20 protein-coding genes are annotated in these 18,530 nt (G+C 75.3%); 7 read left to right on the top strand and 13 right to left on the bottom strand.

Annotated elements, in window-relative coordinates; all coding sequences use genetic code 11:
- Positions 1-259: 259 nt before the first annotated feature.
- From hemQ to hemE, 4 genes are read right to left on the bottom strand one after another with little or no spacing between them, the layout of a single operon-like run.
- A complete protein-coding gene (gene hemQ, locus ACWIX6_RS08445; RefSeq protein WP_448616396.1) occupies positions 260-979 on the bottom strand; it encodes a hydrogen peroxide-dependent heme synthase in 720 nt (239 codons plus the stop codon).
- Entirely contained in the window at positions 976-1,911 is a 936-nt protein-coding gene (locus tag ACWIX6_RS08440) for a DMT family transporter (RefSeq protein ID WP_448616395.1), read from the bottom strand. The genes hemQ and ACWIX6_RS08440 overlap by 4 nt, the downstream gene beginning before the upstream one ends.
- Complete coding sequence (gene hemG, locus ACWIX6_RS08435) at positions 1,908-3,284, bottom strand: protoporphyrinogen oxidase (RefSeq protein ID WP_448616394.1); 1,377 nt, start codon at positions 3,282-3,284, stop codon at positions 1,908-1,910. Before hemG ends, ACWIX6_RS08440 begins: the two co-directional genes overlap by 4 nt.
- Positions 3,281-4,330 (bottom strand): uroporphyrinogen decarboxylase, encoded by a 1,050-nt coding sequence (gene hemE / locus ACWIX6_RS08430; protein WP_448616393.1) that lies wholly within the window; start codon positions 4,328-4,330, stop codon positions 3,281-3,283. The genes hemG and hemE overlap by 4 nt, the downstream gene beginning before the upstream one ends.
- Before the next feature lie 87 nt (positions 4,331-4,417).
- Here hemE and ACWIX6_RS08425 point away from each other — a divergent pair, with 87 nt between their 5' ends.
- Together ACWIX6_RS08425 and ACWIX6_RS08420 are read left to right on the top strand one after the other, a co-directional pair.
- Complete coding sequence (locus ACWIX6_RS08425) at positions 4,418-5,032, top strand: DUF3000 domain-containing protein (RefSeq protein WP_448616392.1); 615 nt, start codon at positions 4,418-4,420, stop codon at positions 5,030-5,032.
- Positions 5,033-5,179: 147 nt separating this feature from the next.
- On the top strand, positions 5,180-6,466 hold the full coding sequence (locus ACWIX6_RS08420; protein WP_448616985.1) for an HRDC domain-containing protein: 1,287 nt from the start codon (positions 5,180-5,182) through the stop codon (positions 6,464-6,466).
- A gap of 5 nt (positions 6,467-6,471) precedes the next feature.
- Here ACWIX6_RS08420 and ACWIX6_RS08415 read toward each other — a convergent pair whose 3' ends face one another.
- The 3 genes from ACWIX6_RS08415 to ACWIX6_RS08405 form a co-directional block, all read right to left on the bottom strand.
- Entirely contained in the window at positions 6,472-7,887 is a 1,416-nt protein-coding gene (locus tag ACWIX6_RS08415) for an FAD-binding oxidoreductase (protein WP_448616391.1), read from the bottom strand.
- Between the two features lie 316 nt (positions 7,888-8,203).
- The gene (locus ACWIX6_RS08410) at positions 8,204-8,743 is read right to left on the bottom strand and encodes an SRPBCC domain-containing protein (RefSeq protein WP_448616390.1); all 540 of its coding nucleotides are present in this window, start codon (positions 8,741-8,743) and stop codon (positions 8,204-8,206) included.
- The gene (locus ACWIX6_RS08405; RefSeq protein ID WP_448616389.1) at positions 8,730-9,059 is read right to left on the bottom strand and encodes an ArsR/SmtB family transcription factor; all 330 of its coding nucleotides are present in this window, start codon (positions 9,057-9,059) and stop codon (positions 8,730-8,732) included. The genes ACWIX6_RS08410 and ACWIX6_RS08405 overlap by 14 nt, the downstream gene beginning before the upstream one ends.
- Before the next feature lie 158 nt (positions 9,060-9,217).
- Between ACWIX6_RS08405 and ACWIX6_RS08400 the strand changes: the two genes are divergently transcribed.
- A complete protein-coding gene (locus tag ACWIX6_RS08400) occupies positions 9,218-9,805 on the top strand; it encodes a DinB family protein (RefSeq protein ID WP_448616388.1) in 588 nt (195 codons plus the stop codon).
- A gap of 101 nt (positions 9,806-9,906) precedes the next feature.
- Here ACWIX6_RS08400 and ACWIX6_RS08395 read toward each other — a convergent pair whose 3' ends face one another.
- The 5 genes from ACWIX6_RS08395 to ACWIX6_RS08375 all read right to left on the bottom strand — a co-directional run bounded on the left by ACWIX6_RS08395 (position 9,907) and on the right by ACWIX6_RS08375 (position 13,910).
- Positions 9,907-10,185, bottom strand: a complete 279-nt coding sequence (locus tag ACWIX6_RS08395) for a thiamine-binding protein (protein ID WP_448616387.1) — start codon at positions 10,183-10,185, stop codon at positions 9,907-9,909.
- 25 nt (positions 10,186-10,210) lie between these two features.
- Positions 10,211-12,166, bottom strand: a complete 1,956-nt coding sequence (dxs, locus tag ACWIX6_RS08390; RefSeq protein ID WP_448616386.1) for a 1-deoxy-D-xylulose-5-phosphate synthase — start codon at positions 12,164-12,166, stop codon at positions 10,211-10,213.
- A 111-nt stretch (positions 12,167-12,277) separates the two neighbouring features.
- Entirely contained in the window at positions 12,278-12,943 is a 666-nt protein-coding gene (locus ACWIX6_RS08385; RefSeq protein ID WP_448616385.1) for a pyridoxamine 5'-phosphate oxidase family protein, read from the bottom strand.
- Between the two features lie 48 nt (positions 12,944-12,991).
- Complete coding sequence (locus ACWIX6_RS08380; RefSeq protein ID WP_448616384.1) at positions 12,992-13,360, bottom strand: hypothetical protein; 369 nt, start codon at positions 13,358-13,360, stop codon at positions 12,992-12,994.
- Positions 13,361-13,394: 34 nt separating this feature from the next.
- Positions 13,395-13,910, bottom strand: coding sequence for an N-acetyltransferase family protein (locus ACWIX6_RS08375; RefSeq protein WP_448616383.1), 516 nt, complete (start codon positions 13,908-13,910; stop codon positions 13,395-13,397).
- 64 nt (positions 13,911-13,974) lie between these two features.
- On the opposite strand from ACWIX6_RS08375, the gene ACWIX6_RS08370 reads away from it, so the two are divergent.
- From ACWIX6_RS08370 to ACWIX6_RS08360, 3 genes are read left to right on the top strand one after another with little or no spacing between them, the layout of a single operon-like run.
- Positions 13,975-16,074, top strand: coding sequence for a TRAP transporter permease (locus tag ACWIX6_RS08370; RefSeq protein WP_448616382.1), 2,100 nt, complete (start codon positions 13,975-13,977; stop codon positions 16,072-16,074).
- Positions 16,074-17,099, top strand: coding sequence for a TAXI family TRAP transporter solute-binding subunit (locus ACWIX6_RS08365; protein ID WP_448616381.1), 1,026 nt, complete (start codon positions 16,074-16,076; stop codon positions 17,097-17,099). Before ACWIX6_RS08370 ends, ACWIX6_RS08365 begins: the two co-directional genes overlap by 1 nt.
- A gap of 4 nt (positions 17,100-17,103) precedes the next feature.
- On the top strand, positions 17,104-17,994 hold the full coding sequence (locus ACWIX6_RS08360; RefSeq protein ID WP_448616380.1) for a dihydrodipicolinate synthase family protein: 891 nt from the start codon (positions 17,104-17,106) through the stop codon (positions 17,992-17,994).
- A gap of 13 nt (positions 17,995-18,007) precedes the next feature.
- On the opposite strand, the gene ACWIX6_RS08355 is transcribed toward ACWIX6_RS08360, so the two are convergent.
- The gene (locus ACWIX6_RS08355) at positions 18,008-18,232 is read right to left on the bottom strand and encodes a hypothetical protein (RefSeq protein ID WP_448616379.1); all 225 of its coding nucleotides are present in this window, start codon (positions 18,230-18,232) and stop codon (positions 18,008-18,010) included.
- Between the two features lie 169 nt (positions 18,233-18,401).
- Between ACWIX6_RS08355 and ACWIX6_RS08350 the strand changes: the two genes are divergently transcribed.
- On the top strand, positions 18,402-18,530 hold the full coding sequence (locus tag ACWIX6_RS08350) for a hypothetical protein (protein ID WP_448616378.1): 129 nt from the start codon (positions 18,402-18,404) through the stop codon (positions 18,528-18,530).

The following is an 18,530-nucleotide window of genomic DNA, read 5'->3' as shown; positions in this document are numbered from 1 at the left end:
CGAGCCGGGGACGGCACCCCGCGACGCGACGGACCGAGCCGGGCACGGCACCCGGTGACCCGCGGACGGAGCACCGCAGGAGCCCTCCGAGCCGGGGACGGGCGAGGTCGGGGACGAGGCGCCACCTCGGCCCGCAGGGCCGTATGCGGACCCGCTGCGGGGGCCGGAGGCTCCCCGGCGGGGACGCAGGGAACGGCTCAGCGCAGGCTGGGGACGGCTCCTGATCGCGGTGTCATCCGCAGGATGACGATGTGCACAGTCACGGCAGGTCGGCGACCAGCTCCGCGACCTGCTTGCGGGTGCCGGTGTAGAACGGCACCTCCTCGCGGACGTGCCGGCGGGCGCGGCTGGCCCGCAGGTCGCGCATCAAGTCGACGATGCGGTGCAGCTCATCGGCCTCGAAGGCGAGCATCCACTCGTAGTCGCCGAGCCCGAACGAGGCCACCGTGTTGGCCCGCACGTCGGGGTAGGGCCGGGCCTGCATGCCGTGCTCCTTGAGCATGTCCCGCCGCTCCTCGTCCGGGAGCAGGTACCACTCGTAGGACCGGACGAACGGGTAGACGCAGACGAACCGGCGCGGCTCCTCGTCGGCCAGGAACGCCGGGATGTGGCTGCGGTTGAACTCGGCCGGGCGGTGCAGCGCCATCTGGGACCAGACCGGCTCCAGGTGGCGGCCCAGCGTGGTCCGGCGGAACCGGCCGTAGGCCTCCTGCAGCGCCTCGGGGTCCGCGGCGTGCCACCAGATCATCAGGTCGGCGTCGGCGCGCAGGCCGGCCACGTCGTAGACCCCGCGGACGACGACGTCCTTGCCGGCCAGCTCGTCGAACAGGGCGGTGACCTCGTCGGCGGCGGCGGTGCGCTGCGCGTCGTCCAGCGGCCGGGCGACCTTGAAGACCGACCACATCGTGTAGCGGATGAGGGCGTTGAGCTCGTTGGCCCGCTTGCCGATGCTGCGCTCGTCGGTCTGCTCCTCGCTCATGGGTCCATTGTCGCGCGCCGTCCGCTGCCGCGTCCGGGGGGCCGCAGCACCAGGGCCACGCCGACGGTGGTCACCAGCACCCCGACCAGGGACAGCAGCGGCAGTTCCTCCCCGAACAGAAACCAGGCCTCGACGGCGGTGGCCGGCGGCACGAGGTAGAGCAGGCTGGACACGCCGGAGGCGCTGCCGCGGCGGAGCAGCAGGAGCAGCAGCAGGACGGCGCCGAGCGAGAGCGGCAGCACCAGCCAGACCAGCGCCGCGACGAACTCCCCGGTCCACTCGATCGTCATGGTCTCGGTGGCCGCTGCGAGCGCGACCAGCACGAGCGCCGACGCCGCGTACTGCACGGCGGTGCCGGACAGCATCGGGATGCCGTCGCCGTGCTTCTTCTGCCACAGCGTGCCGCCGGTGCCGGCCAGCAGCGCGACCAGGCAGGCCAGGACGCCGACGGGCGGGAACGCGCCGGTCTCCCCTGCCGCGCTGGCCAGCCCCGGCGCCAGCACCAGCGCGACGCCGGTGACACCGAGCACCAGGCCGAGCCACTGCACCGCGACCAGCCGCTCGCCGAGCAGCCGGGTGGCCAGGGCCGCGGTGAGCACCGGCTGCAGGCTCACCACCACTGCCGCGACGCTGGCCGGCAGGCCGTGCTCGATGGCGAAGAAGACGCCGCCGAGGTAGCCGGCGTGCAGCAGCAGCCCGGCGACGGCGGCCCGGCCGGTCTCCCCCCGGCTGCGCGGCCAGTCGGCCCGCAGCACGACGGCCAGCCCGGCCAGCAGCGCCCCGGCCAGGGCCAGCCGCAGCGCGAGGAAGGTGAACGGCTCGGCGTAGGGCAGCCCGTACTTGGCGCCGACGAACCCGGTGCTCCACAGCAGCACGAAGACGAACGGCGCGGCGGCGAGCGCGGCGCCCCGGGTCCTGCTCGGGGCGCTCACAGCAGCGCCCCGACGGCGCGGCGCGCGTCCCGGATGCAGGACGGCACCCCGACGCCCCCGTAGGCGGCGCCGGCCACGGCCAGCCCGGGCACGGCGCCGACGGCGTCCAGGACGGCGGTGACCCGCGTTGAGTGCCCGACCAGGTACTGCGGGAGGCCGCCGCCCCAGCGCACCAGGTGGGTCTCCAGCGGCTCGGGCCGCTCCAGGTCGAGCAGGTCGGCGACGTCGGCGACCACGGCCGCGGTGAGGTCGGCGTCGGGGCGCTGCAGTTGCGACTCGTCGCCGTACCGGCCCACCGACGAGCGCACCCGGAGCACGCCGCCGCCGTCGGCACCGCCGGACAGGTGCGGCCACTTGGACGAGGACACGGTCACGCCCTTCACCAGCCGGCCGGTGACCGGCGGCACGAGCAGCCCGGACCCGGCGGCGACCGGCTGGGCGGGGAACGCCATGGCGACCACGGCCATCGACGCGTACGGGATGCCGCCCAGCGGCTCCACCGCGCCGGGCGCCACGTCGGCCAGCAGCCGGGCGGCCTTGCCGGCGGGAGCGGTGACGACGACGGCGTCCGCGGTCAGGGTCCGCGGCGCCCCGGCGGGGCCGACCGACAGCTCGAACCCGTGGGTGGTGCGGCGCAGCGCGTGCGCCGGCGTGCGGAGCCGGACGTCGGCGCCGGAGGCGGCCACCAGGGCGGCGGGCAGGGAGCCGATGCCCTCGGCGACGGTGACGAACACCGGTCCGTCGGCGTCCCCGCGGCTGCGGGCACCGGCGTCCCGGGCGGCCAGCGCGCCGGCCAGCACCGAGGGGGCGCGGCGCAGCTGGGCGGCCAGCGCGGGCATGGTGGCGGCGAGCGAGAGGTCGTCGGGCCGGCCGGCGTAGACCCCGCCGAGCAGCGGCTCGACCAGCCGGTCGACCACCTCGTCGCCGAGCCGCTCCCGCAGCAGGCCGCCGACGGTCACGTCGCCGTCCAGCCGGAGCGGTGGGAGGTCGGCCTCGGCCCGCACCCGGGCGACCCCGGCGGGGGTGAGCACGCCGTCCAGCCCGTCGGCGGACGTCGGCACGCCCTGCACCGTGCCCGGCGGGAGCGGGTGCCGGCCGTCGGGCAGCACGATCGAGGCCTGCGTGGTGGCCGGCGCGACGAGCTGGTCGGCCAGCCCCAGCTGCTCGACCAGCTGCACCGCCTCGGGGACCCGGGCCAGCATCGCCTCGGGCCCGGTGTCGTACCACTGCCCGGCCAGCCGGACCCGGTCCAGCTTGCCGCCGATCCGGTCACCGGCCTCCAGCACGACGACCTCGTCGTCCGGGCGGGCACGGCGCCACTCGAAGGCGGCGGTCAGCCCGGTGATCCCGGCGCCCACCACGACGAGTCTCATCGGGTCGAGAGCTCGTGCACCAGCTCGACGACGTGGGTCAGCACCCCGGGGTCGGTGTCGGGCAGCACGCCGTGCCCCAGGTTGAACACGTGCCCGCGGGCCGCCCGGCCCTGCTGCACGACCCGGGTGACCTCGCGGTCGACCGTCGCCCGGTCGGCGAGCAGGACGGCGGGGTCCAGGTTGCCCTGCAGCGAGTAGCCGGGGCCGACCCGGCGGGCCGCCTCGTCCAGCGGCACCCGCCAGTCGACGCCGACCACGTCCGCGCCGGCGTCCCCGATCAGCGGCAGGAGCTCGCCGGTGCCCACGCCGAAGTGGACCTTGGGCACCGCGACGTCGCCGAGCCCGTCGAACACCGCCCGGGAGTGCGGTAGCACCCGCTCGGCGTAGTCCGCGGCCGACAGCACCCCCGCCCAGGAGTCGAACAGCTGGACGGCGGACGCCCCCGCACCGATCTGCGCCCGCAGGAACGTGGCCGCGGAGACGGCGAGGCGGTCCATCAGCCGCTGCCAGGCCGCGGGCTCGGCGTACATGAACGCCTTGGTCCGGGCGTGCTCCTTGGAGGGGCCGCCCTCGATCAGGTAGGTGGCCAGGGTGAACGGCGCCCCGGCGAAGCCGATCAGCGGCGTGGGGCCGAGCTCGGCGACCAGCCGGGAGACGGCGGTGGCCAGGAAGTCCAGCCGGTCGGGCTCCAGCGGCGGCAGCGCGTCGACGTCGGCGACGGAGCGCACCGGGGAGGCGACCACCGGCCCCACCCCGGGCTTGATCTCGATGTCCATCCCGGCCACCACCAGCGGCAGCACGATGTCGGAGAACAGGATCGCGGCGTCCACCCCGTGCCGGCGGACCGGCTGCAGCGTGATCTCGGTGACCAGGTCGGGGTCCTGGCAGGCCTCGAGCATCGCCGTCCCCGCGCGGAGCGCCCGGTACTCCGGCAGCGAGCGCCCGGCCTGGCGCATGAACCACACCGGGGTGCGCGACACCGGCAGGCCGCGGGCGGCGCGGACCAGGTCGGAGTCGGCCGGGCCGGGGGTGACAGGTGTTCCCACGAGGGATGATGCTCCCAGACGGCGCGAGTGGACCGCGGCGGCGCGTCGGGGCGGGGAACCCCGGCGGATCGGACCTACCCTGCGCACGTGGCCTCGCAACGGACCCGTCCCGACGACGACGTGCCGGTCCCTGCCGCCTTCGAGGCCGCGCTGGTGGCCCTGTCCACCGTCCGGGTCCGCCCGGAGGTCGTCGTCGAGCACATCCCCGCGCCGCAGCGGCTGGCGCCGTACGCGCACGCGGTGGCGCTGAGCGTCCCCGACCCCGAGGGCGAGGACGAGGACGACGAGATCGCCAGCGGCCGGTTCATCGTGCTCTTCGACCCCGCCGGGCACGAGGCGTGGGCAGGCACCACCCGCTGCGTCGGGTACGTCACCGCGGCCACCGACGAGCACATGGTCGACGACGCCATGTTCTCCGAGGTCGCCTGGAGCTGGCTCACCGAGGCGCTGACCGAGACCGGCGCCCGGCACCACCACGTCGGGGGCACCGTGACCCGGACGGCGTCCACCCGCTTCGGCGAGATCGCCGCCCCGGAGCACTCGGTGGACGTGGAGATCCGGGCCTCCTGGACGGCGGAGGGCACCGACCTGGACCGCCATCTGCGCGCCTACCTGGCGGTGCTGTCCCAGGCGGCCGGGCTGCCGCCCGAGGGCGTCCACCTGCTGGGCGCGGGCGGGCAGTCCGTCGGCACCGGCGCCTAGACTCGTCCCCGTACCCCGCGGGCCCGCAGTCGCCGGCCGCGGGCCGCGGACCGGTGGCACGCCGCCGGCAGGGACGGGAGGTCGGATGTCGCTGGGCCTGGACGGGGCCGACGGCGTCCGTGCCGCACCGGTCGCGGAGGTCCTCCGCTGAGCACCGACCCGTCCGCGGCGGACGCCCCCGAGCAGCCGACCGTCGGCGTCCCCGGGATCGGGGCGGACGCCGAGGACCCCGAGGCGAGCTCCGCCGTCCCGCTGCTCGCCCCCCGCGACGGGCTGCCGCCGGTCATCGACACCTCCACCGCGCTGGTGGCCTACGCCGAGGCGCTGGCCGCCGGCACCGGCCCGGTCGCGGTGGACGCGGAGCGCGCGTCGGGCTACCGGTACGGGCAGAGCGCGTACCTCGTCCAGCTGCGCCGCAACGGCTCGGGCACGGGCCTGGTCGACCCGATCCCGCTGCCCGACCTCTCCGTGCTGCAGGCCGCCATCGCCGACGAGGAATGGGTGCTGCACGCGGCCAACCAGGACCTCCCGTGCCTGGCGGAGATCGGCCTGGTGCCAGGCCGGCTGTTCGACACCGAGCTCGCCGCCCGGCTGGCCGGGCTGCCGCGGGTCGGCCTGGGGCCGGTCGTGGAGTCCCTGCTGGGCTGGTCGCTGCAGAAGGGCCACTCCGCCGCCGACTGGAGCACCCGGCCGCTGCCGGAGGACTGGCTGGTCTACGCGGCCCTGGACGTCGAGGTGCTGGTCGACCTGCGTGACGCGCTGGCCGCGATCCTGGAGGAGCAGGGCAAGACCGAGTGGGCCCGCCAGGAGTTCGAGGCGATCCTGGCCGCCGGCCCGCCCGCACCCAAGGCCGACCCGTGGCGGCGCACCTCGGGGATGCACGGGCTGCGCAACCGCCGGCAGCTGGGGATGCTGCGCTCGCTGTGGCAGGCCCGCGACGACCTGGCCCGCCGCCGGGACATCGCGCCGGGCCGGGTGCTGCCCGACGCCGCCATCGTCTCCGCGGTGCAGGCGGACCCGGCGACCGAGGGCGCACTGCTGGAGCTGCCGGTGTTCCGCGGCCGGGCCAACCGCAAGCTGGTCGGCACCTGGTTCGGCGCCCTGGCCCGGGGCCGGGCGCTCCCCGACAGCGAGCTGCCGCCGCACAGCCGTCCCGGGGACGGGCCCCCGCCGGCCAACCGGTGGGCCGACCGCGACCCGGTCGCCGCGGCCCGGCTCAAGGTCGCCCGCGCCGGACTGACCCGGCTGTCGGAGGAGTGGTCGGTGCCGGTGGAGAACCTGCTGTCCCCGGACCTGATGCGCCGGCTGATGTGGAGCCCGCCGTCCCCGGCCGACGCCGACACCGTGGCCGCCGTGCTGCGCGCCGGCGGGGCCCGCGAGTGGCAGATCGAGCTGACGCGCGACCTGCTGACCGAGGCCATCGCCGCGGGCTGACCGGGTCAGCCGCGCGGAGCCGGGATCCCGGCTGCGCGGATGTTGACGTTGCGGTGGAAGACGTTGTCGGGGTCGTACTCGGCCTTCACGGTGGCCAGACGCCGGTACTTCGGGCCGTAGGCGTCCTCGACCTCACGGTCGTCCCTGCCCTCGAGGGCGTTGACGTAGGTGCCGGCGCTCATCATGGCGGGACGCAGTGCTCCCCACAGCGATCGGACCCAGTCGCGCTCCGCAGGGAGCATCTCCGCCGTGGGCGTCAGGCCGATGAAGAAGCCGGCGTAGCGGGGCGTGCGGCCGCCGCTGAACGCGGTGGCGTCCTCACCGGTCTCGCAGAAGGCCCCGTCGAGTCGGTAGAAGAGCAGCACCGACAGCGGCGAGGTCTTCCGGGGGGCGTGCTCGACGAGGGTGTCGACCACCTCGTCGGTGAGGTCGGCGAAGTACCCGCTCTTCTCGTAGGCGTGGAAGCCCCACGCGTTCGCCTCGTCCAGCAGTTGCTGCAGAGCCGTGTACGGCATCGGGGTGACCAGGTCGAACAGCGGGGGCAGCGTCCGGCGGACGCGGTCGGTCGCCTGCTGGTGCTCGGCCGGATCGCCGAAGCCCACCAGGAGCAGGGCGTACCCCAGCTTGCCCTGGTGCTCGACCGGTACGAAGGGAGCCGGTGGGGCGGTCAGTGCGGCTGCGGTCACCGCGTTCATCGACCGGGGCAGGTCGGCGACGAGATCGCGCATCAGCCGCAGCGCGTCGCGGCCCTGCGACTCCTCCCAGAAGAAGAGCCCGAACTGCACGATCGGGCCGACCTCGACCAACCGGAACTCGAACTCGGTCACGACGCCGAAGTTGCCACCTCCGCCGCGCACGGCCCAGAACAGGTCGGGCTCCTCGTCCTCGGTGGCCCGCACGACCCGGCCGTCGGCGAGGACCACCTCGGCGGAGACCAGGTTGTCGATCGTGAGGCCGCCCGACCGCGTGAGCCATCCCATGCCGCCGCCGAGGGTCAGTCCCCCGACCCCGGTGTGACTGATCAACCCGGCCGGGACGGCGAGCCCGTGGACCTGGGTGGCGGCGTCGACGTCACTCAGCAGGGCGCCGCCCTGGACGAGGGCCCGCCGGGCCACGGGGTCCACGACGACCCGGTTCAGCCGGCGCAGGTCGATGACCAGCCCACCGTCGCAGGAGGAGAACCCGGGGACGCTGTGGCCGCCGCCGCGGACGGCGATCTCCAGGTCCGCCGTCCGGGCGAACCGGACCGCCGCGGCCACGTCGGCGACCGAGCGGCACTCGACGATCACGGACGGCCGCCGGTCGATGGCGGCGTTCCACAGCCGCCGGGCGTCCTCGAAGCCGGCGTCGCCCGCGACGTGCACCGTCCCGGTCACCGCGGCCCGCAGGGCCTCCATCCCGCCGCTCATCGTCTGGGTCATGGCCGGGCCTGCTCTCTGGGCGGAAGCGCAACGGTGTCAGACGAGGCAGCACTGTCCTCCGGCCGCAGCGGGGACGACAGGGCCATCGGGACCGGTGTCGCGGCCGATCCGTGGCCTGCGGTCCGTCGTCCCGCCGGCGTCGGCGCGGCGTGGCGGCACGGATCTGCCCGCCTACTCCCGTGCTGGACCGCGCGGCCGCTCAGGGGGCGACATCGAGCGGGTCGCGCCGGGGGAACGACCACCGCGCCGGCGCCGCCCGACCCCGCCGTACGGCGCGGGGCCGGCAGCGCCGGCGCGGTGGTCGGTGCCCGGCGGCTCAGCTCGCCGAGCTGCTGCCGGTCAGCGTCGAACCGGTCTCCAGCAGGCTCTTGAGGTCGCTGAGCACCCAGCTCCAGCCGCCGCCGCCCTCGCCCTGCCCGTCGTCCAGCGCGCCGCTGACCATGTGCGCGGTGGCCGGGGCGCCGGACATCTCGTGTGTGAGGGTCAGCCGGCAGGACCCCTCGGCGCTCGGCTTGATCTCGTAAGTGATCGTGGTGAACGCCTCGGCGGCCGTGGTCGGGTCCATGAGCATCCGCCAGGTCTGCACCAGCCGCCGCGGCGGGTCGGCCTCGAGCACCTCGCCCTCGATGATCACGTCCGGGCACGGCCAACCCTGCTCCGCCGAGACCTGCTTCATCTCCTCCGAGGCGAGGGCCTCGTACCGGCCGCCGGGCCGCAGGTCGAACGTCTGCGCGGAGCCGTAGCCGTAGCGCCGGTTCCAGTCCGGGTCGGTGATCGCCTGCCACACCCGCTCGGGAGTCGCCTTGATGTAGACCCGGTACACCTGGGTGGTCTGCGCGGTCTCAGTGGTCGTCATCTTCGCTCTCCAACTCGTTCTTGAGGTCGACGAGCGCCGCCACGTGGCGCTCCGTGTACTTGTCGATCCAGCGGTCGTGGATCGACCGGATGGGCACCGGGTTCAGGAAGTGCAACTTCTCCCGGCCGGACTTGCGGGTCACGACCAGCCCTGCCTCCTCCAGGACGCGGAGGTGCTTCATGACGCCGAAGCGCGTCATCGCCACCTCCGCCTCCAGCTCGCCGAGGGTGCGGCCGTCGCGGGTGAACAACAGGTCGAGCAGGAAACGCCGTGTCGGGTCGGCGAGCGCCCTGAACACTCGGTCGTCGTCCGCCACACGGAGAACATAGGTGACCGAAAGGTCACATGTCAACGGGTGCGGCGCTGCCGCGCTCCGGCCGGTGTCCGGTCGGCGCGGGCAGCCGGGCCTGCTGCCGGCGCAGGGCGGGGGAAGCGGGCTTGTGGAGAGCTGGTCGCCCCCGCCACCGTGTGGTGGTGCGCAGGACGGCCCGGCCCGGGCCCTCGGAGGGCGGCACGGTGGGCCCGGTGGACCGGGTCGCGATCAGCCGCGAGCTGGACGCCGCCCGTGCCCAGCTGCACGCCCTGCTCACCGCCGCCGATCCCGCGGACCTGCGGCGGGGCACCGACGGCACCCGCTGGACCAACCACCAGCTGCTGTTCCACATGGTGCTCGGGTTCGGGGTGGTGCGGACGCTGCTGCCGCTGGTGCGCCTCATGGGCCGGCTGCCCGCGCCGGTGGGCCGGGCCTGGGCGGCGCTGCTCGACAGCGCCGCCCGGCCGTTCCACGTCGTCAACCACCTGGGGCCGGTCGCCGCCGCCCGGGTGCTCGGCCCGGCGCGGATCGACGCGCTCGGGGCCCGGGTCATCGCCGGCCTGCAGCGCGCGCTCCCGCGCGAGTCCGAAGCCGCGATGCACCGCGGCATGCCGATGCCTCCGCGGTGGGACCCCTACTTCACCGGATGGATGTCCCTCGCCGACGTGTACCGGTACGCGACCCGGCACTTCGTGCACCACCGACGCCAGCTCACCGTCCGCGGCCCCTCGCCCCCAGCGGTCGGGTGATCGGTCCACCGCGCTCCACCGGTCCCGCGCCCGGGGGGACCGGCCTCGTCCAGGGGCACACCGCCGAGCATGCGAGGTGGTGAGGGGGACGAGGTCCTTCGTCAGCGGAACTTGCGGGTGAGGCTGTCCATGCTGCGCCGCACCGTGGCGATCTTGACGTGCGAGATGCCGGTCGTCGCGCCGGCGGCGAGCATCGCCTCGTGGGCGGCCCGCAGCGTCGCCCACACGGCGTCGGCGTCGCCCTCCAGGGTGGTGCCCAGCGCACCGACCTCGGCCCGCAGCCCGGACGCCCGGATGACGGCGATCGCCGCCTCGACGTGGGCGTGCGGGTCCTCGGCGGTGCCGGGCGGGGACGGCGCCACCTGGATCTCGGCGATCACGGCGTCCACCACTACCGGCCCACCACTACTGGCCCTCGACCGGCTGGCCCTCGACCGGCCGGCCCTCGACCTGCCGGGTCCCGTCGGCGGTGGACCGGTCGGCCAGCCGGGCGGACCACTCGACCACCCGGCGGGCGACGTCCTGCTCGGTGAGCCCGGCGTCGGCCAGGACCTGGCCGCGGCTGCCGTGCTCGAAGAACTCCTGCGGCAGGCCCATGGTCCGCACCGGGACGTCGCTGTCGGCGTCCTGCAGCGCGCGGGTGACCATCGAGCCGACCCCCCCGGCGCGGCCGCTGTCCTCGACGGTGACGACCAGCCGGTGCGCCTGCGCCATCTCGACCAGCTCGGGGGCGACCGGCAGCACCCAGCGCGGGTCCACCACGGTCACCTCGATGCCGTGGTCGGCGGCGCGCTCGGCGGCGGCCAGGCAGATGGGGACCATCGATCCGACGGCCACCAGCAGCACGTCGCCCTCGCCCCGGGCACCCGAGCCGCGCCGCAGCACGTCGACCGGGCCGTGCCGCTCCAGCGCGGGCACCTCGACCGGCAGCGCGCCCTTGGGCCAGCGCAGCACGGTGGGCCCGTCGGTGACGGCGACGGCCTCGCGCAGCGCCTCCCGCAGCGTCGGCTCGTCCCGGGGGGCGGCCAGCCGCAGGCCGGGGACGATCGAGGCGATCGACATGTCCCACATGCCGTTGTGCGACGCGCCGTCCGAGCCGGTCACCCCGGCCCGGTCCAGCACCAGGGTCACCGGCTGGCGGTGCAGCGCGACGTCCATCAGCAGCTGGTCGAAGGCCCGGTTGAGGAAGGTGGAGTAGATCGCCACCACCGGGTGCAGGCCGCCCATGGCCAGCCCCGCGGCCGAGGTCACCGCGTGCTGCTCGGCGATGCCGACGTCGTAGGTGCGCTCGGGGAAGCGCTCGGCGAAGGGCGCCAGCCCGGTGGGATGCAGCATGGCGGCGGTGACGGCGACGACGTCGGAGCGCTCGGCGCCGATCCGGACCAGCTCGTCGGCGAAGGCGTCGGTCCACTCCGGGCCCTTGGCCGCCGAGCTCAGCCCGCTGTCGGGCTCGAAGACGCCGGTGGAGTGCCAGGCGTCGACGGTGTCGGTCTCGGCCGGCGGGTAGCCGAAGCCCTTGGTGGTGACCGCGTGCACGATCACCGGTCCGCCGAAGGACCGGGCCCGGCGCAGCGCGGACTCCATCACCTCGACGTCGTGGCCGTCGACGGGCCCGACGTACTTCATGCCGAGGTCCTCGAACATGCCCTGCGGGGCGAGGACGTCCTTGAGGCCCTTCTTGATCGCGTGCAGCGCGTCGTACAGGGTCGAGCCGACCACCGGCGCCTTGTGCAGGGTCTGCCGGACGGCGTCCAGCGCCTGCTCGTAGCCCGGGCGCAGCCGCAGGGTGGCCAGCGCGTCGGCGACCCCGCCGATGGTCGGCGAGTACGACCGGCCGTTGTCGTTGACCACGATGACCACCGGCCGGTCCTGCGCGGCGGCGATGTTGTTCAGCGCCTCCCAGGCCATCCCGCCGGTCAGCGCGCCGTCGCCGATCACCGCGACCACCGGACGGCGCTCCCCGCGGACGGCGAAGGCCTTGGCCAGCCCGTCGGCGTAGGACAGCGACGTCGAGGCGTGGCTGTTCTCCACCCAGTCGTGCTCGCTCTCCGCCCGGCTGGGGTAGCCGGACAGCCCTCCGCGCTGGCGCAGCTGCGCGAAGCCGTCGACCCGGCCGGTGAGCAGCTTGTGCACGTAGGCCTGGTGCCCGGTGTCGAAGACGATCGGCTCACGCGGGGACTCGAACACCCGGTGGACGGCGAGGGTCAGCTCGACGGCGCCCAGGTTGGGCCCGAGGTGGCCGCCGGTCTTGGCCACGGCCGAGACGAGGACGTCACGGATCTCGGCGGCCAGGACGGGGAGCTGGTCGGGGCGCAGTGCCCGCAGGTCGGCAGGCCCGGTCAGCGAGCGGAGCAGCGACACGACGCGGCTGGGTCCCTTCGACGTCGACGGCTTCCTGGGCGGACCGCCGGGATCCACCACTGTAACCGCGAACGGCGCGGCACCCCCGGCGAGCGGGCACCCGATCGGCGGTCAGCCCGCGGTCGTCCGGGCGAGGACGTGCCCGGGGACGGCGGTGCCCGCCGGCAGGTCCGGCGCCGGGACCGGGTCGCCCACCACCGAGGTGACCGGCAGGACCCCCGCCCAGTACGGCAGGGCCACGTCGTCCGGGTCGTCGCCGGGCGGGCCGCTGCGCACCTTGACCGACACCTCCGCGAGGTCCAGCCGCAGCACCGTGGTGGCCGCCAGCTCCCGCCGGTCCGGCGGCCGGCTGCCCGCCGACCGGCCCGGCACGACGTCGTCCACCAGGGCGGCCAGCGCGGCGGCCTTCTCGACCGGGTCGTCGACGACGACGGCGGTGCCGTGCGCGACCACCGAGCGGTAGTTGATCGAGTGGTTGAACGCCGACCGGGCGAGCACCAGGCCGTCGACGAGGGTGACGGTGACGCAGACCTCCAGCCCGGCACCCTCAGCCATCCGCAGCGCGCGGGCGCCGGTGGAGCCGTGCAGGTACAGCCGCTCCCCCACCCGGGCGTGCAGCTGGGGCAGCACGACGGGGCGGCCGTCGACGACGAACCCGACGTGGCAGACCACCGCCTCGTCGAGGACCGCGTGCACCGTCTCCCGGTCGCGGCGGACCCGGTCCCGGAGCCGGGACGCCTGGGTGCGCGGGGTCTCGGGGTACTCGCCGGCCGTCACCCCGCCGATCCTGCCCGACCCGCGCCCGCGCGGGTGGCGGCGCGGTCGCTACAGCCGCGGTACCCAGCGCTCTCCACGCAGCGCACCGGCGACGACCTCGACGCCGCGGGCGGCCCGGGCCAGCCGCGCGCCCTCCCGCTCGTAGGCGCTGATCGCGGCCTCCATGGCGTCGGGCGGCAGCTGGTCGGCGAGCTCCACGCGGACGGTGCGCCAGCCGGCCCGGGCGGCCTCCAGGCCGGCGGCGAGGTGGTCGGCGGCGAACCGGGCGAGCAGCACCGGGTACTGCCGCAGCACCTCGTGCGACCGGTAGTCCGGCGGCACCTGGTCGTAGAGCCAGGCGACGGCCGACCGCTCCCAGTCCGGGGCGCCCGGCGGCGCCACCTCGTCGGGCCAGCCGGGCGGCAGTGCGGGGTCCACCCGCCCAGTCTGACCCGCGCCCCCGACGACCCGGTCAGCCCAGCGCCGCCTGCATCAGGACGACGTCCAGCCAGCGGCCGTGCTTGAAGCCGACCCGCCGGAGCCGACCGGCCTCCACGAAGCCCAGCGCGCGGTGCAGCGCCTGTGAGGCCGGGTCCCCGCTGTCGGAGATCACCGCGATGGACTGCCGCGCGCCGGCCGCCGCGGCCCGGTCCAGCACCGCGGTGAGCAGCGCGCGGCCGATGCCGCGGCCCTCCCGGCCGGGCGCCAGGTAGACGGTGTCCTCGACGGTGGCGGCGTAGGCCGGCCGAGCGCGCCAGGCCGAGACGTAGCCGAAGCCGGCGACCTCGCCGTCCTCGACCGCGACGAGGAACGGCCACCCGGCCGCCGTGATGCCGCCGACCTTCGCCAGCCAGTCGGCCGGCGAGGGCGCCTCGAGGTCGAAGGTGGCCACGCCGTGCTCGACGTGGTGGCCGTAGATCCGGGCGACCGCCGGCGCGTCCGCATCGGCGAACGGCCGGACCACCGGGCCTCCGGGTGCGCGCTCCACCAGGGACACCCTAGGAGCCGCTCGCGCCGCTAGGGTCGGCGGCGGAGTGAGGGAGGCCACATCCGTGTCCGCACACACGACCCACCCCGGCCCCGGCGGAGGTCGGGACGGCGACCGGCCCACCGACACCCAGGACGAGGACGCGGCACCGGCGGCGCCCGGGACGCTGGGCGAGGTGCCGGCCGAGGCCGACGCGGAGAAGCCCGCCCGGGTGCTCAGCGGCCGGCTGCAGCTGGGCATCAGCGTGGTCGCGGTGCTGCTGTCGCTGTACGCGCTGGTCAACGTGTTCGCGCCGGTCCCGGCGCTGCAGTACCGGATCGCCTTCCTGGCCGTCGTCCTGCCGCTGACCTTCCTGCTCTACCGCCCGGCCCTGTCGGCGCTGCGGCAGGGCGGCCGGTGGACCGAGCGGCCCTCCCCCTGGGACTGGTTCCTGGCGGCCGCGTCGCTGTTCGTCACCATCTGGCCGCTGCTCGCCGGCTTCGACACCTACATCTCGCGGGGCTTCCGTCCGCTGGTCATCGACGTGGTCTGCGGGCTGGCGCTGGTCGCGCTGGTGCTGCTGGCGACCTGGCGCACCGTCGGGCCGGTGCTGCCGGTCATCTGCGTGCTGTTCATCGGCTACGCGTCCTGGGGCAACCTGATCCCCAACGGCTGGCTGATCGGCCACCGCGGGTACGACTACGTCCGGCTGACCTCGCAGTTCGTGATGGGCACGGAGGGCGTCTACGGCGTCCCGCTGGACGTGGCGGCGACGTACATCATCCTGTTCACCATCTACGGCGCCGTCCTGGAGTACTCCGGTGCCGGCCAGTTCTTCCTCGACATCAGCTTCGCCGCGTTCCGCCGGTCCCGGTCCGCGCCCGGCCGGACGGTGACCCTCGCCGGGTTCCTGCTGGGCACCGTCTCGGGTTCCGGCACGGCCACCGCGGTCAGCCTGGGCAGCGTCAGCTGGCCCATCCTGAAGCGGGCCGGCTACCCGCGGGAGTCCGCCGGCGGCGTGCTGGCCGCGGCCGGCATCGGCGCGATCCTGTCCCCGCCGACGCTGGGCGCCGCGGCGTTCATCATCGCCGAGCTGCTGCGGGTGTCCTACCTGCAGGTGCTCGGGTACGCCCTGGTCCCCACGCTGCTGTACTACCTCGGGATCTTCCTCGCCGTCGAGTTCGACGCGCGGCGCTTCGGCGTCCGGGACGTGCCGCTGGAGCGGCAGAGCTTCTGGCGGCTGCTGGGCCGGTTCGGCTACCACTTCAGCTCGCTGTTCGTCATCGTCGGCCTGCTCGCGCTGGACCAGTCGGCGTTCCGGGCCGTCGTCTACGCCACGGCCGTCGCGTTCGTGCTGTCCTTCCTGGACCGGCGGCACCGGATGACGCCACGGCGGGTCTTCGACGCGCTGGCCAAGGGGGCGACCGGCGTCCTGCCGGTGGCGGCCACCACCGCCGCCGCCGGGCTGATCGTGGCGGTGCTGACGCTGACCGGGCTGGGACTGGACCTGTCCTCGATCATCGTCGACCTGGCCGGCCTGGTCTCCACGAACCCGACCGCGCAGCTGCTGGTCACCTGCGTGCTCGCCGCCGTCGCGGTGCTCGTGTTGGGCCTGGCCGTCCCGGTGACCGCCTCGTTCATCATCGCCGCGGTGATCATCGCGCCGGCGCTGACCACGCTCGGGGTGTCCACCCCCGAGGCCTACATGTTCGTCTTCTACTACGCCGTGCTGTCCGAGGTCAGCCCGCCCACCGCGCTGGCCGCGGTCGCCGCGGCGGCCATCACCGGCGGCAACGCGTACAAGACGATGATCATGACCGGGAAGTACACCCTCCCGGCCTTCCTCGTCCCGCTGGCGTTCGTGCTGACGCCGAACGGCGCCGGGCTGATCGGCCAGGGCTCCCTCGGCTCGATCGTGCTGGTCACCGTGATCGCCGGGCTGGCCGTCGCCGCGCTGGCGGTCGTCACCGGCCGGTGGCTCATCGGGCCGGCCGCCGTCCCGGAGCGACTGCTCGCCGCCGTCGCCGCCGTCCTGCTGCTGTACCTGGAGCCGACCACCGTGCTCGTCGGCCTGGGCGCCCTCGCCCTCGCCGTGGTGGTGCACCTGGTCGGCCTGCGACGCCGGCCCAGGACACCCGCCCCGTCCACCCCGTCCCCGTCCACCCCGACCCCGGAGGTCACCTGATGAGACGCCCTCGCACCCCCGTCCTGCTCGCCCTCCTGTCGGCCGTGGCGCTGGTGGTCACCGGCTGCGGCGAGGCCGGTGGCGGCGGGGGAGGAGGTGGCGGCGGCACGGCGAGTGAGGGGGACGGCCCCGGCTGCGCCGAGCCGGCCGGCGGCGGGCGGCTGTCCATCGCCACCGGCAACACCACCGGCGTCTACTACATCCTGGGCGGCGGCATAGCCAACGTGCTCACCGAGCAGGTGGAGGGCGTCGAGGCCACCGCCGAGGCCACCAACGCCTCCGCGGAGAACATCCGGCTGGTCTGCGCCGGCGACAGCGACATCGGGTTCACGCTGGCCGACACCGCCGCCGACGCCGTCAAGGGCACCGCCGGCTTCGAGGGCGAGCCGCAGTCGATCCAGGCGCTGGCCCGCATCTACAGCAACTACACGCAGGTCTTCGTCCGCGCCGACGCCGGCGTCTCCTCCCTCGCCGACCTGGCCGGCAAGTCGGTGTCCACCGGCTCGCCGAACTCCGGCACCGAGGTGATCGCGCTGCGGCTGATGGAGGTCAACGACCTGGCCCCCGGCGACTTCGAGCAGCTCCGGCTCGGCCTGCCGGAGAGCGTGCAGGGCATGAAGGACGGCGCCATCGACGCGCTGGTCTGGTCCGGCGGGCTGCCCACCGGCGGCATCACCGACCTGGTCACCTCGATGGGGGACGACGTGGTGATGCTCCCGCTGGACGAGGAGCTGCCCAAGATGCAGGAGGCCTTCGGGGAGGCCTACACCGAGGGCACCGTGCCGGCCGACACCTACGGCCTGCCCGAGGACGTGCCGACCATCGCGGTGCCGAACCTGCTGGTGGTCAGCGACGCCATGCCCGAGGACGTGGCCGAGTCGGTGACGCGGGCGATCTTCGAGAACCTGGACACCCTCGCCCAGGTGCACCCGGAGGCGGAGAACATCTCCGCCGACACCGCGACCGAGACCGGTCCGGTGCCGCTGCACCCCGGGGCGCAGGCGTACTTCGACGAGGCCGGCTGAACGGGTGGGCGACCCGTCGCTGACCCCGGGCGTGTGGGGGGTGCTGGCCACCCCGTTCCGCGGCCCGGGACTGGAGCTCGACCCTGCCGGCATCGTCACCCTGGCCCGGCACGCCGAGGCCGCCGGCGTCACCGGGCTGACCGTGCTGGGGGTGTTCGGGGAGGCCGCCCGCCTGTCGGCCGCCGAACGCCGCACCGTGCTGGCCACGGTGGTGGACGCCGTCGACGTGCCGATGGTCGTCGGCGCGACCTCGCTGGACACCGCCCCCCTCCTGGACGAGGTCCGCCTCGTCCAGGAGGCGGTCGGGGACCGCCTGGCCGCGGTGATGGTGCAGGTGCACTCCCCCAGCGCCGAGCTGGTGCGGGCGCACCTGCAGGCGGTGCACGACGCCACTGGTGCCGCCGTGGTGGTGCAGGACTACCCGGTGGCCAGCGGCGTGCGGATCAGCACGGCGGAGCTGGTCCGGGCGCTGACCGGCCTGCCGTTCGTCGCGGCGGTCAAGGCTGAGTCGCCACCGACGGCCGCGGCGGTCGCCGCGCTGACCGCCGCCCTGCCCGTGCCGGTGTTCGGTGGGCTCGGCGGGCTCGGGTTGCTCGACGAGCTCGCCGTCGGGGCCGCCGGGGCGATGACCGGGTACTCCTTCCCCGAGGGCCTGGTCGCCTGTGTGTCGGCCTGGCGGGACGGCGGTTTCCCCGCCGCCCGGGCGGCGTTCCTGCCGCACCTGCCGCTGATCGCCTTCGAGCAGCAGCCCGGCATCGGCCTGGCGATCCGCAAGGAGTGCCTGCGCCGGCGCGGGCTGCTGTCCGAGGCCGCGGTCCGGCCGCCGGCGCCGGCGTTGCCGGACTCGCTCCGCGACCAGCTGGGGCGGCACCTGGAGGCCCTGTCCGGGGCGTGATGCCCGGGCGGGGTCAGCCCCAGGGCGCTCCGGTGTCCCGGCAGCAGACCGGGCAGGCGTGCTCCTCCGGGCCGTCCGCCGGCGGCCAGTCGCCCACCACCACGGTCACCTTGGCGCCGCACTCCGCCTGGTACGGCGCCTCCTTGGCGGTCGCCCGGGCCAGCACGGCGTGGCCCTCCCCGACCGGCTGGCCGTTCGCGCCCGCGCGCCGTCCGATCACGTACTCGCTGCTCGACATGGCGGGGAGATACCACCTGCGACCCGGCTCACACCAGGTCCTGCGGCACCGACCGCGCCGGGCCGTCTCGATCGGCAGGCCGGAACCCCTGGGCAGGGCACGTGCGCGCGGGCTACGGTGCCCTCCCGTCCACGTCGGGGTGGAGCGGCAGTTGCAGGGAGCGTCCGACATGCGCAGGTACCCAGGGATCCCCTCAGACCCGAAGCGGGCCGCCGAGGTGAGGGCCGCCCTCGCCGGCACCCTGGCCGCCGTGGCGGTCGCCCTCGTCCTGCTGGTGGGCGCGCTGACCGTCCGCTGA

Source organism: Modestobacter sp. URMC 112, from assembly GCF_053502575.1.
Note: the sequence above shows the minus strand (reverse complement) of the source record. Positions and strands in the feature narration are given on the sequence as shown.